This window comes from Halalkalibacter alkalisediminis (assembly GCF_028610705.1).
Lineage (GTDB): Bacteria > Bacillota > Bacilli > Bacillales > Bacillaceae_D > Halalkalibacter > Halalkalibacter alkalisediminis.
Genome location: NZ_JAQQWT010000019.1, coordinates 16,996 through 32,281 on the forward strand (window position 1 = coordinate 16,996; position 15,286 = coordinate 32,281).

At 39.1% G+C, this 15,286-nt stretch carries 16 protein-coding genes; all 16 read left to right on the forward strand.

Annotation, left to right across the window (positions count from 1 at the left end; all coding sequences use genetic code 11):
• The first annotated feature begins 12 nt into the window (after positions 1 to 12).
• The 16 genes from PQ474_RS26420 (at position 13) to mfd (ending at position 15,168) form a co-directional block, all read left to right on the forward strand.
• Positions 13 to 588, forward strand: coding sequence for a G5 and 3D domain-containing protein (locus PQ474_RS26420; protein WP_337956379.1), 576 nt, complete (start codon positions 13 to 15; stop codon positions 586 to 588).
• Positions 589 to 765: 177 nt separating this feature from the next.
• Positions 766 to 1,326: a ribonuclease M5 gene (gene rnmV, locus PQ474_RS18995; protein ID WP_273846724.1), complete on the forward strand. Its 561-nt coding sequence runs from the start codon at positions 766 to 768 to the stop codon at positions 1,324 to 1,326.
• On the forward strand, positions 1,323 to 2,195 hold the full coding sequence (gene rsmA / locus PQ474_RS19000) for a 16S rRNA (adenine(1518)-N(6)/adenine(1519)-N(6))-dimethyltransferase RsmA (RefSeq protein WP_273846726.1): 873 nt from the start codon (positions 1,323 to 1,325) through the stop codon (positions 2,193 to 2,195). The genes rnmV and rsmA overlap by 4 nt, the downstream gene beginning before the upstream one ends.
• Before the next feature lie 57 nt (positions 2,196 to 2,252).
• Positions 2,253 to 3,110: a sporulation peptidase YabG gene (gene yabG, locus PQ474_RS19005; protein ID WP_273846728.1), complete on the forward strand. Its 858-nt coding sequence runs from the start codon at positions 2,253 to 2,255 to the stop codon at positions 3,108 to 3,110.
• Positions 3,111 to 3,420: 310 nt separating this feature from the next.
• On the forward strand, positions 3,421 to 3,687 hold the full coding sequence (veg, locus tag PQ474_RS19010) for a biofilm formation stimulator Veg (protein WP_273846731.1): 267 nt from the start codon (positions 3,421 to 3,423) through the stop codon (positions 3,685 to 3,687).
• A 155-nt stretch (positions 3,688 to 3,842) separates the two neighbouring features.
• Positions 3,843 to 4,034 carry a small, acid-soluble spore protein, alpha/beta type gene (locus PQ474_RS19015; RefSeq protein ID WP_273846735.1) on the forward strand — a complete coding sequence of 64 codons (192 nt, stop codon included), beginning with the start codon at positions 3,843 to 3,845 and terminating at the stop codon, positions 4,032 to 4,034.
• 286 nt (positions 4,035 to 4,320) lie between these two features.
• Complete coding sequence (gene ispE, locus PQ474_RS19020) at positions 4,321 to 5,184, forward strand: 4-(cytidine 5'-diphospho)-2-C-methyl-D-erythritol kinase (RefSeq protein ID WP_273846737.1); 864 nt, start codon at positions 4,321 to 4,323, stop codon at positions 5,182 to 5,184.
• Between the two features lie 57 nt (positions 5,185 to 5,241).
• Entirely contained in the window at positions 5,242 to 6,093 is an 852-nt protein-coding gene (purR, locus tag PQ474_RS19025; protein ID WP_273846739.1) for a pur operon repressor, read from the forward strand.
• Positions 6,090 to 6,464: a RidA family protein gene (locus PQ474_RS19030; protein WP_273846742.1), complete on the forward strand. Its 375-nt coding sequence runs from the start codon at positions 6,090 to 6,092 to the stop codon at positions 6,462 to 6,464. The genes purR and PQ474_RS19030 overlap by 4 nt, the downstream gene beginning before the upstream one ends.
• A 289-nt stretch (positions 6,465 to 6,753) precedes the next feature.
• Positions 6,754 to 7,047, forward strand: a complete 294-nt coding sequence (gene spoVG / locus PQ474_RS19035) for a septation regulator SpoVG (protein WP_273846745.1) — start codon at positions 6,754 to 6,756, stop codon at positions 7,045 to 7,047.
• Positions 7,048 to 7,238: 191 nt separating this feature from the next.
• Positions 7,239 to 8,600 carry a bifunctional UDP-N-acetylglucosamine diphosphorylase/glucosamine-1-phosphate N-acetyltransferase GlmU gene (gene glmU / locus PQ474_RS19040; RefSeq protein ID WP_273846746.1) on the forward strand — a complete coding sequence of 454 codons (1,362 nt, stop codon included), beginning with the start codon at positions 7,239 to 7,241 and terminating at the stop codon, positions 8,598 to 8,600.
• Between the two features lie 29 nt (positions 8,601 to 8,629).
• Positions 8,630 to 9,580 carry a ribose-phosphate diphosphokinase gene (locus tag PQ474_RS19045; protein WP_273846748.1) on the forward strand — a complete coding sequence of 317 codons (951 nt, stop codon included), beginning with the start codon at positions 8,630 to 8,632 and terminating at the stop codon, positions 9,578 to 9,580.
• A gap of 239 nt (positions 9,581 to 9,819) precedes the next feature.
• Entirely contained in the window at positions 9,820 to 10,461 is a 642-nt protein-coding gene (locus tag PQ474_RS19050) for a 50S ribosomal protein L25/general stress protein Ctc (RefSeq protein ID WP_273846750.1), read from the forward strand.
• A 56-nt stretch (positions 10,462 to 10,517) separates the two neighbouring features.
• Positions 10,518 to 11,075, forward strand: coding sequence for an aminoacyl-tRNA hydrolase (gene pth, locus PQ474_RS19055; RefSeq protein WP_273846752.1), 558 nt, complete (start codon positions 10,518 to 10,520; stop codon positions 11,073 to 11,075).
• A gap of 68 nt (positions 11,076 to 11,143) precedes the next feature.
• Positions 11,144 to 11,371 carry an anti-sigma-F factor Fin gene (locus PQ474_RS19060; RefSeq protein ID WP_273846754.1) on the forward strand — a complete coding sequence of 76 codons (228 nt, stop codon included), beginning with the start codon at positions 11,144 to 11,146 and terminating at the stop codon, positions 11,369 to 11,371.
• Between the two features lie 275 nt (positions 11,372 to 11,646).
• Complete coding sequence (mfd, locus tag PQ474_RS19065) at positions 11,647 to 15,168, forward strand: transcription-repair coupling factor (protein WP_273846756.1); 3,522 nt, start codon at positions 11,647 to 11,649, stop codon at positions 15,166 to 15,168.
• Positions 15,169 to 15,286 lie beyond the last annotated feature (118 nt).

Below are 15,286 nucleotides of genomic sequence, written 5' to 3' on the forward strand. Positions count from 1 at the left end.
AAAGTCACCGATGTGGTGGAAGAGTCCGTTGCTTTTGGAACGGTTACACGCAAAGATAATAATTTGCGTAGTGGGAAAGAAGAAGTCGTTCAGTCAGGAGAAAACGGAAAAGTAGAGAAGCACTATGAAGTGATTCTTGAAGACGGAGAAGAAATTTCAAGAGAGCTTGTAAAAACAGATACAGTAAAGGAAAGCAAGGATCGTATTGTAGCGATTGGTACACAACCAGCACCGACACCGACTGTATCACGTGGTTCGACTCCAAGCTCTAGTTCAAGTAATACAACAGCGAGCAATGGTCGAACATTTTCAGTAACAGCAACAGCTTACACGGCTGGTTGTAGTGGGTGCAGTGGAATTACAGCAACGGGCATTAATTTAAATAATAACCGTAATATGAAAGTCATTGCCGTGGATCCAAGTGTGATCCCTTTAGGTACTCGTGTACATGTAGAAGGATATGGCGAGGCCATTGCAGGGGATACGGGTGGCGCCATTCGAGGCAACAAGATTGACGTTCATGTTCCAACGAAGTCAGAAGCCTATCGCTGGGGAAAGCGGACAGTGAAGGTTACCATTTTAAATTAACGTCTTTTCGGCACAGAGTGGCTAACCACCCTGTGCTTTTCTTGTTGTTTCAATGAAATTCACTTATATTTATGTAAACACGTGGTAAAGGCTAAACTAAGGATGAAACCTATTTTTTCGAGGAAACTGAAAAAATATTTTCATTTTTAGTGGCTTCATTTGGTTAGGGGTATAAAGATGAAAATTAAAGAAGTAATTGTTGTCGAAGGTAAAGATGATACGGTTGCTGTAAAAAGGGCGGTAGAAGCCGATACGATTGAAACAAATGGTTCGGCTGTTAGTGAAAGTACACTCGCTCAAATTGAACTAGCGCAAGAACGCCGAGGGGTTATCATTTTCACAGATCCAGATTATCCAGGAGAGCGGATAAGACATATTATTAGTAAGCGTATTCCAGCTTGTAAACATGCGTTTTTGCCGAAAAAAGAAGCCATTTCTAAAAACCTGGATGATCTAGGTGTAGAAAATGCTTCGGTTGAGGCCATTCGTGAGGCATTATTGCATGCGAAAGAAGAAAATGAACATTTTCTTGAGGTTGTCACCTGGCAAGACCTCCATGATGCTGGTTTGATTGCTGGACCTACCTCTAGGAAAAGAAGGGAACGGGTGGGAGACTTGCTACGAATCGGTTACGCCAATGGAAAACAACTACATAAACGCTTGCAAAAGTTTAGGATTACAGCTACTGAGTTTGCAGAAGCCATGGAGCGTGTGTTTGAGGAGGAGAAAAAGTCATGATGAAAGACATTGCTACACCACAGAGAACGAAAGAGATCTTAAATAAGTATGGATTTAATTTTAAGAAAAGTTTAGGTCAAAACTTTTTAATTGATACAAATGTATTACGAAATATCGTGGCTGCGGCCGACATCACCGACGAAACGGGTGTTATTGAAGTAGGTCCTGGTATTGGTGCTTTAACAGAACAGCTAGCTAAAAGGGCTAAAAAGGTTGTTTCCTTTGAAATTGATCAAAGATTGTTACCGGTACTTGATGATACGTTGCAACCGTATGAGAATGTTGAAATTATCCATTCAGATGTGTTAAAAGCAGATATACAAGGAACGATTGATCAACAGTTCGAAGGTGTAGAAGATTTAATGGTTGTAGCAAATTTACCTTATTACGTAACAACACCTATTTTGATGAAGTTGCTTGAAGAGCATTTGCCGGTCCGGGGCATTGTTGTCATGATTCAGGCGGAAGTCGCTGACCGTATAGCGGCTAAGCCGGGAACAAAGGAATATGGAGCGTTGTCGATAGCTGCACAGTATTATGCAACCGCTGAAAAAGTCATGACAGTGCCAGGCACTGTATTTATGCCTCAGCCACGAGTTGATTCTGCTGTATTACGTTTAACGATAAGAGAAGAACCCGCTGTAGCGGTGCAAGATGAGGCGTATTTTTTCAAAGTATTCCATGCTTGCTTTGCTAATAGACGAAAAACAATCTTAAATAATTTAGTTCATAACCTAGGTCCAAAAGAGAAGAAGGTAGAAATAGAAGCTGCGTTACAAGAAGCTAACATTGATCCGAAACGACGAGGTGAAACACTTTCCTTAGATGAGTTCGGCAAATTAAGTGATGCTCTTTTAAAAAGATTATAGAATATAAGCACATTAGCCTGCCTTTCCACATATTTTAGTTGGAGAGGAGGCGTGACAATGAAGGTGAATAAAGGAGATATCGTCGCTCGCCCTTCGTATAAGTGCGATCTGTTATTTAGGGTAGTCGAAATATATCCAGACTATGTGGAACTAGCTGGTGAGGACATGCGCCTAATTGCAGATGCTCCACTAGATGATATCGTAATCGTTTCTGAAAAAGATCGGTCTGAACATGAGAAAAAGTCTAAAGAAATAGAAGAACATTCTTATCTTCTTTTTAGACAAGATGCAAAGCTCATGAAGCAGCGAGGAGAGTACGAAATAACATCTGGTTATAAGAGAGAGCCGAATCATTTTGAATTGCGAGGACGTGTCCTGCATATTGATGGCGACCCTTTGTATTTACGCAAATGTACAGAGCTATATAATAGATTAGGTGTACCTGTTTACGGTGTCCATCTCCACGAAAAGGAAATGCCTGAACAAATAGGGTCTTTGCTCGAAATGGTCCAACCTGATATCGTAGTTGTCACAGGACACGATGCTTATTTAAAAGGAAAAGGCTCTGAAGAGGATTCAAGGTCCTACCGTCATACGAAGTATTTCGCTGAGTGTGTGAGAATTGCTAGAAAATATGCTTGGCACCGAGATGAGCTGGTGATCTTCGCCGGGGCGTGCCAATCTCATTTCGAAACATTGATTAAAGCAGGAGCTAACTTTGCTAGTTCACCGGAACGGATCAATATTCATGCCTTAGATCCAGTTTATATTGCAGCTAGAGTTAGCCTCACATCCTTTATGGACGGAATCAGTTTATCGGATGTTTTACGTAACACGATAAGTGGTGAGCAAGGTCTTGGTGGGATTGAAACAAAGGGAGTTATGAGACGCGGGATGCCAATTAAATATGATTAAATGAAGGTGACTTAAGGTCTTTATATGCGGATTGGATACAAACTGTAATAAAGATCTCGAGTCATCTTTTTCTCTTTTTTATAAACAGTTGTTGGCATAAATAGAAACGCCCTTGAAATTTTCACTATTTTTTCTCTACATAAAAAATTTCCCTTTCTGCCATACTAAAGTCGAGTTAGTAATAGTACTTTTTATTTTTTCTCGTCAAAATCATTGACAAAAATCTTGTTCACTTGATATAATTTTAAATTTATTTGACGAAAAATGTAGATTGTGGTATGCTACATATACAGTGAGGTGGGGTGTAGTAATGGCAAAAACGTTAATAGACATTAAGCGCGCATTAGATGCTAATGTTGGTAAGAGAATCACGATTAAGGCAAATGGTGGTCGTCGGAAAACGTCAGAACGTTCTGGTCTCCTTGAAGAAACTTACCCTTCTGTGTTCATCGTAAAACTAGATGAACAACAAAATGCGTTCGAACGAGTTTCTTACAGTTATGCGGATATCTTAACCGAAACTGTAGAATTAATGCTTTGTGAAGAAGGCGTCGATTCAACCGTTTTAAAAGCATAATGTACGGACTAGATATACACACAAACATAACCCTCTGAAGGTAAATTCTTCAGTGGGTTATATTTGTGTAGTGACCAATACTATTACTGTCTTCGGTACGATTAACGTGCCGAAGACTTGCTTTTCTGACTAGCTTATAAAGGGGTTGTTGTGACATGAGTAGAAGAAGAGGGATCATGTCTGACAGGTTCAAAGAAGAACTAGCGAAAGAGCTTGGCTTTTACGACACCGTTCAAAAAGAAGGATGGGGAGGCATTCGCTCAAGGGATGCTGGGAATATGGTTAAAAGAGCCGTTGAGATAGCTGAACAGCAGTTAGCTCATGAAAAGAGCCAGAAAAGATCATAAATTGATAACCGGTGCGAAAGCCCGGTTTTTTTAGTGACCTTAAAGCAAAGTACGGAGCCATGGCCACTTCCTCGAAATCAAATGTTTTGTGTGATAACTTTCACTTGAAAATTCCACAATCAATTTAATGTTTATGTATTCCATACTAGGCGAAACTAATAAAATCCAATTATATAAAAAATGTTTCACTTTGTTACGGACATGATAGAAAAATTTTCAGATTGTGGTATGTTAGGTGGACAAATGATAAAATAACGTAAGCAAATGGATATAGAAGGTGACTAGTGTGAAATGTTCTGTGAAAGCACCGGCGAAAATTAACTTATCGCTTGATGCGATAAAAAAACGTGATGATGGGTTTCATGAAGTTGAAATGATAATGACAATGGTTGATCTTGCTGACCGAATTGATTTAACTGATACCGATGATGGTAGGATAACAGTTGATGTATCTGAAGGGTTTGTTCCAAACGATCATCGGAATTTAGCTTATCAGGCAGCATCTTTGTTGAAAGAGCGTTGTAATGTGAAAAGGGGAGTATCGATTTATATTACAAAACGAATACCCGTTGCTGCTGGTTTGGCAGGGGGGAGTAGTGATGCTGCTGCCACGTTGAAAGGATTAAACCAGTTGTGGGATTTAGGGTTAAGCTTGGACGAGCTTGCTGAAATGGGAGCTGAGATCGGATCCGATGTTTCATTCTGTGTGTACGGAGGAACAGCTCTAGCAACAGGTAGAGGGGAGATTATAAAAGCCATTTCTTCTCCGCCACCGTGTTGGGTAATTTTAGCTAAACCACCTATTGGTGTGTCAACAGCAGAAGTATACAAACGTTTAAAAGTAAATGAGGTTGAACATGCGAACACGTCAGCTATGATTAAGGCGATTGAAGAACAGAGTTTTTCTGGTATTTGTAATAATTTACATAATGTTCTTGAAACGGTTACGTTGGATTTGTATCCAGAAGTAAAAAATATTAAAGAACAAATGATTCGCTTTGGGGCTGATGGTGTACTAATGAGTGGAAGTGGACCTACGGTTTTTGGACTCGTTGAACATGAATCCCGCTTACACCGTGTATACAATGGTTTAAGAGGATTTTGTCAGGATGTCTTTGCCGTTCGGCTTATACGTTCAACAGACTCTTGATAAAAACCGAACAAACGTGTTATATTAAATGAAAATATTCGGTTTTTTGGAGGTAGCATGAAAAAGCTAAAGCGTAGTGGTCGTCTTGTTGATATGACCCATTTTTTACTCCAGCATCCTCATGAAGTGATTTCGCTTACTCATTTTTCGGAACGTTATCAATCTGCAAAATCCTCCATCAGTGAGGATCTCGTAATTGTTAAAGAAATTTTTGAAGATGAGGGATATGGTTCCCTTTTAACGATTTCTGGGGCAAGCGGTGGGGTTAAATTTATCCCTCGAATTCATGAAGAGCAAGTTGAGGATTTTGTAAATGAAGTGATTGAACAACTAGCTGTACCTGAGCGGATCCTTCCTGGTGGATACTTATATATGATGGATTTATTAGGAAATCCGAAATTTATTCAAAAACTAGGTCAAGTGTTTGCATCCGTATTAGCCAACCAGAAAATAGATGCAGTCTTGACGGTTGCAACTAAGGGGATTCCGCTAGCGTATGCTGTCGGCCAATATTTAAATGTTCCTGTTAGTATTGTCAGAAGAGACCATTTAGTTACGGAAGGCTCAATGGTTAGTATTAATTATGTATCTGGGTCTTCGAAACGAATTCAAACCATGACGCTCGCAAGAAGAAGTTTAGCTCCGGGTTCACGCGTTTTTATTATTGATGATTTCATGAAAGCTGGCGGTACCATTAGAGGAATGATGGACTTGCTTGAAGAGTTCCAAGCTGAATTAGTAGGAATTGGTGTACTTGTCGAAACAATCGGGGTTGAAGAGCGGTTAGTTGACGAGTATATGTCTATTACAAGGCTTTCTGAAGTTGATGTAAGAAATAAAACGATTAAAGTAGAACAAGGTAATGTTCTTGAGTTATTAAAATCAATGGAATTGAGGGATGAGAAATGAAAACTGTTTACACGAAATTAGCACCTGATGCGATTGGACCTTATTCTCAAGGGATTATTGTGAATAATCTTTTTTACAGCTCAGGTCAAATTCCTTTAACAGCAGACGGCGATTTAGTACAAGGAACTGTTGAAGAACAAACACATCAAGTTTTTAAGAATCTACAAGCCGTGTTAACAGAAGCAGGCGCTTCATTTGAAACTGTTGTGAAAGCGACCGTTTTTATAAAAAATATGGACGATTTTCCTCGAATTAATGAAGTGTATGGTCAATATTTTAGTGAACATAAGCCAGCACGTTCATGTGTAGAGGTAGCACGCTTACCTAAGGATGTTCAAGTAGAGATCGAAGTAATTGCTTTAGTGAAATAGTTAAAAAGACCTTTAGCCTCGTAAGGATTAGGTTAAAGGTTTTTTTTAGTGTTCTTTTATTAATAGTAAATATCCGCCAATATTTGTGAACGGATACATGCGAAGGATTATGTTTTTTAGTAAAAAAATACCGAACCAATTCGCTAAAAACTGGTCTTTAGTCATGCTCTTTATTTAATTTGTCAAAAAAGAAAGAAAAAGTTGAAAAAAGTTTTGACTAAAGAAGGAATTATTAAATATTTAGAGAATTGATAATGTATGACAAACACAAATATAGGTGGTGGCCAGCATGCAGGTAACAGATGTGAGATTACGTCGAGTTAATACTGAAGGTAGAATGAGAGCGATTGCTTCAATTACGATTGATCATGAATTTGTGGTTCATGATATTCGCGTAATCGACGGTAATAATGGATTATTTGTCGCAATGCCAAGTAAAAGAACTCCAGACGGTGAATTTAGAGACATTGCGCACCCAATTTCTTCTACAACTAGAGAGAAGATCCAAAATGCAGTGTTATCGGAATATGAGAAAGCAGGAGAATTTGAAGAAGTTGAATTTGAAGAAGCTGGAGCTTCTTAAACAGGAAAGAAGATGTTTCTAAAGGTGACCTTTTGACCTTTTGAAGCATCTTCTTTTTTGGGGATTGGGTTATTATTCAATAAAAAAATGTGTCAAAAAGTTGTCAATGTAAGAGAAAGCGATATTTCCTTGAAATACCCTCGGTTTTAAGATATATTCGTAAGGGAAAACGGAACACCTGGAGGGGAAATATGAGCAATCGTTATGCGATCATACTAGCAGCAGGTCAAGGAACACGAATGAAATCCAAATTATATAAAGTGTTGCACCCAGTATGTGGAAAACCAATGGTTCAACATGTCGTGGATCAAGTTTCAAGTTTAGGCTTTGAGGAAAAGGTAGCAGTTGTAGGCTACGGGGCCGAAATTGTTCAAGAACAATTAGGGGATCAAGTTTCTTATGTTGTACAGAAAGAACAATTGGGTACGGGCCATGCAGTGATGCAAGCTGCAGACATACTACAAAATAAAAACGGTACTACAGTGGTTCTTTGTGGAGATACTCCACTTTTGACAGCTGAAACGATTGACCGTTTACTAACTTGCCATGCCAATGAAAACGCAAAGGCAACGATTTTAACGGCTGTAGCGGAAGATCCAACAGGATACGGAAGAATTATCCGAAATGACGATGGACTTGTTGCACGAATTGTTGAACATAAAGACGCAACAGAAAAAGAGCGAAGCGTTCAAGAAATCAATACAGGAACGTACTGCTTTGATAATGCTTCTTTGTTTGCTGCTTTGCAAAAAGTTGGAAATGACAATGCTCAAGGTGAATATTACCTCCCAGATGTAATTGAAATTTTAAAGAATAACGGCGAAACGATCTCAGCTTACCAAACACCATCATTTGATGAAACCATTGGTGTGAACGATCGCGTAGCATTAGCGGAAGCAGAAACGATTATGAAGCGTCGTATTAACGAGAATTGGATGAAGCAAGGTGTCACCATTATCGATCCAGTTAATACTTATATTTCAACAGAAGCTGAAATTGGTCAGGATACGGTTATCATGCCTGGAACGATGATCGTAGGAACTGTAAAGATTGGTGCAGAATGTTTGGTCGGTCCTCATACGGAGATCAAAGACAGTACAATTGGTGATGCTACGGTAATTAAGCAATCAGTAGTGTATAATAGTGAAGTTGGAAACAATGTTACTATTGGACCTTTTGCTCACATTCGACCAGATTCAATGATAGCAGATGATGTGAGAATTGGTAATTTCGTTGAAACGAAGAAAGCAACTTTAGGCAAAGGTAGTAAAGCGTCTCACTTAAGCTATATTGGCGATGCTGAAATTGGTGAAAATGTAAACTTCAGTTGTGGTGCAGTAACGGTAAACTATGACGGGAAAAATAAGTTTAAGACGACGATTGAGGATGGGGCTTTCATTGGCTGCAATGCTAATTTAATTGCTCCTGTAACAATCGGTAAGAATGCACTGGTAGCAGCTGGTTCAACGATTACAGATGATGTACCCGGCGAATCACTTTCGATTGCACGTGCAAGGCAAACGAATAAAGCGGATTATTTAAAGAAGAAGTAGAGCTAATTAGAATAGCGGAGGGAAAAAAAGTGGCTAAATACGGCGATCCAAGTTTAAAAGTTTTTACATTGAATTCAAATAAAGGGCTAGCACAGGAAATTTCAGATCATATTGGAGTTACACTGGGAAGAAGCTCTGTTACTCGTTTTAGTGATGGGGAGGTTCAAATTAATATTGAAGAAAGTATTCGTGGTTGTGATGTTTATTTAATTCAATCAACATCTGCTCCTGCAAATGAGCACATCATGGAGCTATTAATTATGATTGATGCCCTAAAACGTGCATCTGCTAGAACGATTAACGTAGTTATGCCATACTACGGCTATGCACGTCAAGATCGTAAAGCGCGTGCCCGTGAGCCTATTACGGCTAAGCTAGTTGCAAACCTAATCACAACAGCCGGTGCAACTAGAGTACTTACTCTTGATCTACATGCAACACAAATTCAAGGGTTCTTTGATATTCCAGTCGATCAATTAATGGGTGTGCCGATTCTAGCTGAATATTTCTCTCAAAAGGAATTAGACGATATTGTCATCGTATCTCCTGACCATGGTGGAGTGGTACGTGCACGTAAAATGGCTGATCGCCTAAAAGCTCCTATTGCTATCATTGATAAGCGCCGACCTAAGCCTAACGTTTCTGAAGTGATGAACATCGTTGGTAACATTGAAGGCAAAACAGCGATCATCATTGACGATATCATCGATACAGCTGGCACTATTACGTTAGCAGCTAATGCACTCGTTGAACATGGAGCAAAAGAAGTATATGCATGTTGTACGCATCCTGTATTATCGGGTCCAGCTATGGAGCGCATCAACAATTCAAAAATAAAAGAACTTGTTGTAACAAACTCTATTGTGTTAGATGACGAAAAGAAAAGCGAAAAAGTAACAGAACTTTCAGTAGCCGCGCTTATGGGAGAAGCCATTATCCGCGTTCATGAACATGCATCTGTAAGTACGTTATTTGACTAAAAAAGGGCGAACTTTCCCTTTTTTGGTGCAATGAGCGCAGCGTGTGCAGCCATTGCCATCTGAATTCACTAAAGCTCCCTGAATTTGCTCAAGGTCTTTTGAAGAGACCAACTCACTCTTCTCAAACCAATTATAAAAACAAGCCACACCTTTTAAATCACCCAAAAAACGTTTAAATTTTCTCTAGAAGGGAACATATGTATAGAGAGAGTTTTAAAACTATTATGAGGTGATAAGTCATGGCTACAGTTTTAAAAGCAAATCCAAGAGAAGATTTAAGAGGTTCAGCAACAAGGAAGATCCGCAAACAAGGACTTGTTCCAGCAATCCTTTATGGAAATAAAATCGATAGTCAACCTGTGTCAGTAGAAAGTGTTGATTTTCTCAAAACAGTTCGCTCTGCTGGGAAAAATGGTTTATTTTCTCTTGAGGTAGCAGGGAAGAAAAGTCACCAAGTGATGATTCATGATATGCAAATTGATCCATTGAAGAATGAATATACACACATTGATTTTTTTGAAGTTGATATGACTTCAGAAATTGACGCCAGCGTTCCAGTTCGATTAGAAGGTGAGTGTCCTGGGGAAAAAGAAGGTGGCATGGTTTCTCATCTTATGTATGAGATTACGGTAAGGTGCTTACCATCAGATATCCCAGAAGAGATTACAGTCGATGTTTCAAATTTAAATATTGGTGATTCCATTCAAGTCGCTGATATTCGTTCGGTTGTGTCTGTCACGATTACAAGCCAAGACGATGAAACCATTGTTACGGTCCAGCCACAAGCCGCTGAGCAAGAGAATGGTCAAGCTGGTGACGAAGAAGTAAGTGGAACGGAAGAAGCTGCTGAAGCAACAGAAGAAAAACCGGCAGAAGAATAAAAGAAAGAGAGGGTGACATAGTCGCCCTCTCTTTAACAGTGTGAGGAGAGGTCGAATTGAAGCTAATTGTCGGACTTGGCAATCCAGGTCAAAAATATGCGGGTACACGACATAATGTAGGTTTTGATTGTATTGACTACTGCGCCGAAGAAATGAACATTGACCTAAGCCAAACGAAATTTAAAGGGCTATATGGACAGGGTATGGTAAATGGAGAAAAGATTTTTCTACTAAAACCACTTACATATATGAATTTATCAGGTGAATCAGTACGTCCTTTTGCCGACTATTTTAATATTGAACTTAAAGATATTGTTGTGATTTATGATGATATGGACTTGCCAGTAGGAAAGATTAGACTAAGACAAAAAGGCAGTGCTGGCGGCCATAATGGCATCAAATCATTAATTCAACATCTAGGGACAGCAGAGTTTAATCGAATTCGAATTGGGATTGATCGTCCGCAAAATGGAGAATCGATTGTGAACTATGTGCTTGGGACGTATCACCCTGATCAGCGTGAGCCTGTTCAAGATTCCATTATTCAAGCTGCAAAGAGCGTACGGGCATGGACGTCAAAGTCTTTTCTTGAAGTTATGAACGAATTTAATTAGAATCGTATAGAGTGCTTCTTTGCTGTTAAGAATAGTAGTAGTTCTATCAGCAAAAGGAGGTTCAACTCTTGGCTATTCACTATCAATGTCGACATTGTAAGACTAAGTTAGGTGAAATTGTTCAACAGGTCCACTCAGATTCGTTAGGTTTTAATCAGCTAACAAGTCAAGAGCGAACGGATATGTTGACATACCATTCAAGTGGAGATATTCATGTTGATGCAATTTGCGAAGATTGTCATGAAGCTCTCATGCGAAACCCGGACTTATATGAATTAGACCATGTTATACAATAATCACCAGTAAGAATTTAGCTTTGGTTCATAACCAAAGCGTTTTTCTGTTCTAACTATTTACAAAAATATATTTTGACGAGTGAGATTCCACTCCTTGCTCGAGTATAGGTAAAAAGGGTGATATCTTCTTTTTTTGAAAGCCCTTGAGCAGGATTCTAGTGCTCGACCAAGAATAGAGAGAAGAGTGATTGAATAATTATAGCTGGTAAGAGGATGAAGATACATAGATGGGTCATGAAGCCCATAGTAGGTGAAGACATAACAGGGGGAACGACATGTTAGGATTGCAACAATACTTACGTTCAAACGAAGAGATAAAAGCGGTTTCAGATAGTTTGGAAACCAATATGAAGGAGCAGCTTATTTCTGGGTTAACTGGTTCTGCAAGGACATTATTTATGTCCTCTTTGTACCGTGAATCTAGACGACCACTGCTTGTTGTCACACATAATTTATACCAAGCACAGAAGTTATACGATGACTTAGTTAGTTTCTTAAATGAAGAGGATGTTTTGTTATATCCTGTTAATGAATTAATCTCGGCTGAAATTGCGATTGCAAGCCCAGAGATGAAAGCCCAAAGAATAGATGTCTTAAATAAATTGGTGCACTCATTTAAGGGAATTGTTATAGCCCCATTAGCCGGGGTACGGAGACAGCTTCCTCCGGTTCATGTTTGGGAAGACGCCCAAATCGAGTTAGAGGTCGGAATTGATATAGATGATATTGCCTCTTTACTAGAGAAATTAATCATGATGGGCTTTCAGCGAGTTGATATGGTGGCCTCACCAGGCGAAGTGAGTGTTCGTGGAGGAATTATTGATCTATACCCATTAACGGAACAAGATCCTATTCGAATTGAATTGTTTGATACGGAGATTGATTCAATTCGAACGTTTGAGGTAGATAATCAAAGGTCAAAGGAAGAACGCAAAAAGGTCGTCATCGGACCAGCTCAAGAAGTTCTTCTGCAGAAAACTCATTATAACCGTGCAGCGCAATTGCTATCGGAAGGGTTAACCGTTTCATTGAAGAAAATAAAAGCAAAAGAAACGAAAGAAAAACTGTCCCAAAATATTTCCTACGAGATTGGACAGCTAAAACAACAATCGACGTTTCAAGGCATGTATAAATACATGTCACTTTATTATGAAGGCGATCATTCCCTTCTTTCGTATCTGCCTGAAGAGACTGTTATTACAATCGACGAAGTATCAAGAGTGAAAGAAATATCTGATAACTTAGAAAAAGAAGAAGCCGAATGGAATACAGCGTTACTGGAACAAGGGGAAATCATTCATAATGTCACCCTGTCTGTTCCGGTCTTTGATTTGTTTAAGAGCATGCCTAATTCTATTTTATATTTATCGCTTTTCTTAAAACATGTTCCATCGACAAATCCTGAAAATGTGATGAGCATATCATGCAAATCGATGCAGCAATTTCATGGTCAAATGCAGCTACTTCAATCTGAAATAGAGAGATGGAAAAAGGCTAATCAAGCCGTTGTATTTATGGCTGGCACGATGGAGCGCGCTAAGCGACTTTCTCTCAACTTAGAGGATGAAGGCATTGATACGAGAATCGTCGAACAAGCTACCGAATTAGTGACTGGACAGGTTCAAATAATGGTTGGTAATATGCAATCGGGTTTTGAGTTACCAGCGAGTAAATTGGTAGTAGTAACAGAGGAAGAAGTATTTGCTAAGAAACAAGCAAAACGCCCACAACGAAAACAAGCGATCTCTAACGCAGAGCGTATTAAAAGTTACTCTGAGCTTAAAGTTGGGGATTTAATTGTCCATACTAACCATGGAATTGGTAAATATTTAGGTGTTGAAACACTAGAGATAAATGGGCTTCATAAAGATTATTTACATTTGCGGTACGCTGGTAATGACAAGCTTTATGTACCAGTTGAGCAGATTGATCAAGTTCAAAAATACGTGGGATCTGAGGAAAAAGATCCAAAGATTTATGCACTTGGTGGGAACGATTGGAAGAAGGTAAAGAAAAAAGTTCAATCTTCCGTAGAAGACATAGCAGATGATTTAATTAAGCTTTACGCTGAACGTGAAGCGAGTAAAGGATTTGCTTTTTCTAAAGATGGAGTAGAACAACAAGGTTTCGAATCCTCCTTTCAATATCAAGAAACAGAAGATCAACTGCGAACGATTACTGAAATCAAAGCAGACATGGAAAACATCAGACCGATGGATCGCCTTTTATGTGGGGATGTTGGTTATGGAAAAACAGAAGTAGCGATTCGTGCTGCTTTTAAAGCAATAATGGACGGCAAGCAAGTTGCTATTTTAGTTCCGACAACCATTTTAGCTCAACAGCACTATGAAACGATTAAAGAACGATTTGCTGATTACCCTATTAATATTGGTGTCCTAAGTCGCTTCCGTTCGAGAAAAGAGCAAACGGAAACGCTAAAAGGAGTAAAAGCAGGTTCAGTTGATCTCATTGTGGGAACACATCGTCTTCTTTCAAAAGATGTGATCTTTAAAGACCTTGGTCTCCTGATCGTTGATGAGGAGCAACGCTTTGGTGTTACACATAAGGAAAAAATTAAACAACTTAAATCAAATATTGATGTTCTCACGTTAACAGCTACACCAATTCCAAGAACATTGCATATGTCGATGCTAGGTGTTCGTGATTTGTCGGTTATTGAAACACCACCGGAAAACCGCTTTCCGGTTCAAACGTATGTCGTTGAATATAACGCGGCTCTTGTCCGAGAGGCTATTGAGAGAGAAATGACACGTGGTGGTCAAGTGTACTTCCTCTACAATCGAGTTGAAGATATTGAACGCATGACGGAACAATTATCGATGCTTGTCCCTGATGCAAAGATCAGTTATGCACATGGACAGATGAATGAACGTGAGTTAGAAACGATTATGCTCGATTTCTTAGAGGGCAATAGCGATGTATTGGTCACAACGACAATCATTGAAACAGGTGTTGATATTCCGAACGTAAACACGTTAATTATTTACGATGCTGACCGGATGGGTCTGTCACAGCTTTACCAAATTCGAGGTCGTGTAGGACGTTCAAACCGGGTAGCCTATGCTTACTTTACGTATCAGCGCGATAAAGTGTTAACAGAAGTCGCAGAAAAACGACTACAAGCGATTAAAGAATTCACAGAGCTCGGTTCAGGATTTAAAATTGCGATGCGTGACTTGACGATTCGAGGTGCTGGTAATCTGTTAGGTGCACAGCAACATGGCTTTATTGAATCCGTTGGGTTTGATTTGTATTCACAAATGCTAAAAGAAGCGATTGAGGAAAGAAAAGGTGATAAACCAAAAGAACCGCCGTTCCAAGTGGAGATGGATGTGAAAATTGATGCCTATATTCCTGAAAATTATATTCAAGATGCTAAGCAGAAGATTGAAATGTATAAACGTTTTAAAGGAGCAGAATCGGTAGAAGATATTACGGACCTAAAGGACGAAATGTTTGACCGATTCGGTGAATATCCAAAGCAAGTCGACTTCCTTCTCCGCCTGACACAAATTAAATTACTTGCCAACCAAGAACGAGTTGAGCAAATAACGGAAGTCAAAGATCAGGTTGAGATTCTTTTGTCGGCAGACTCTTCAACTTTAATGGATGGATCAAAATTGTTTGAATTAACACATCAGCTTGGGCGAGAGGTCGCATTAGGTACAGCAGGAGAAAAAATTAAATTTGTTATTAAAACAAAAACGTTGAGTGATGAGCAAGTTTTATCCTTTATCGAAAAAATCGTTGAAGGGCTTCACAAAGGGAAAAAATAAGATAAAATGAAGAAAATTTCCTCGCTTTTTTCAATATGTTGGGTCGATTGGCTTATTTAGTCTTTCAAACAAATTCATGGATTGGTGAATAGTTCTTTTTTTAAGAAAGATACTATAG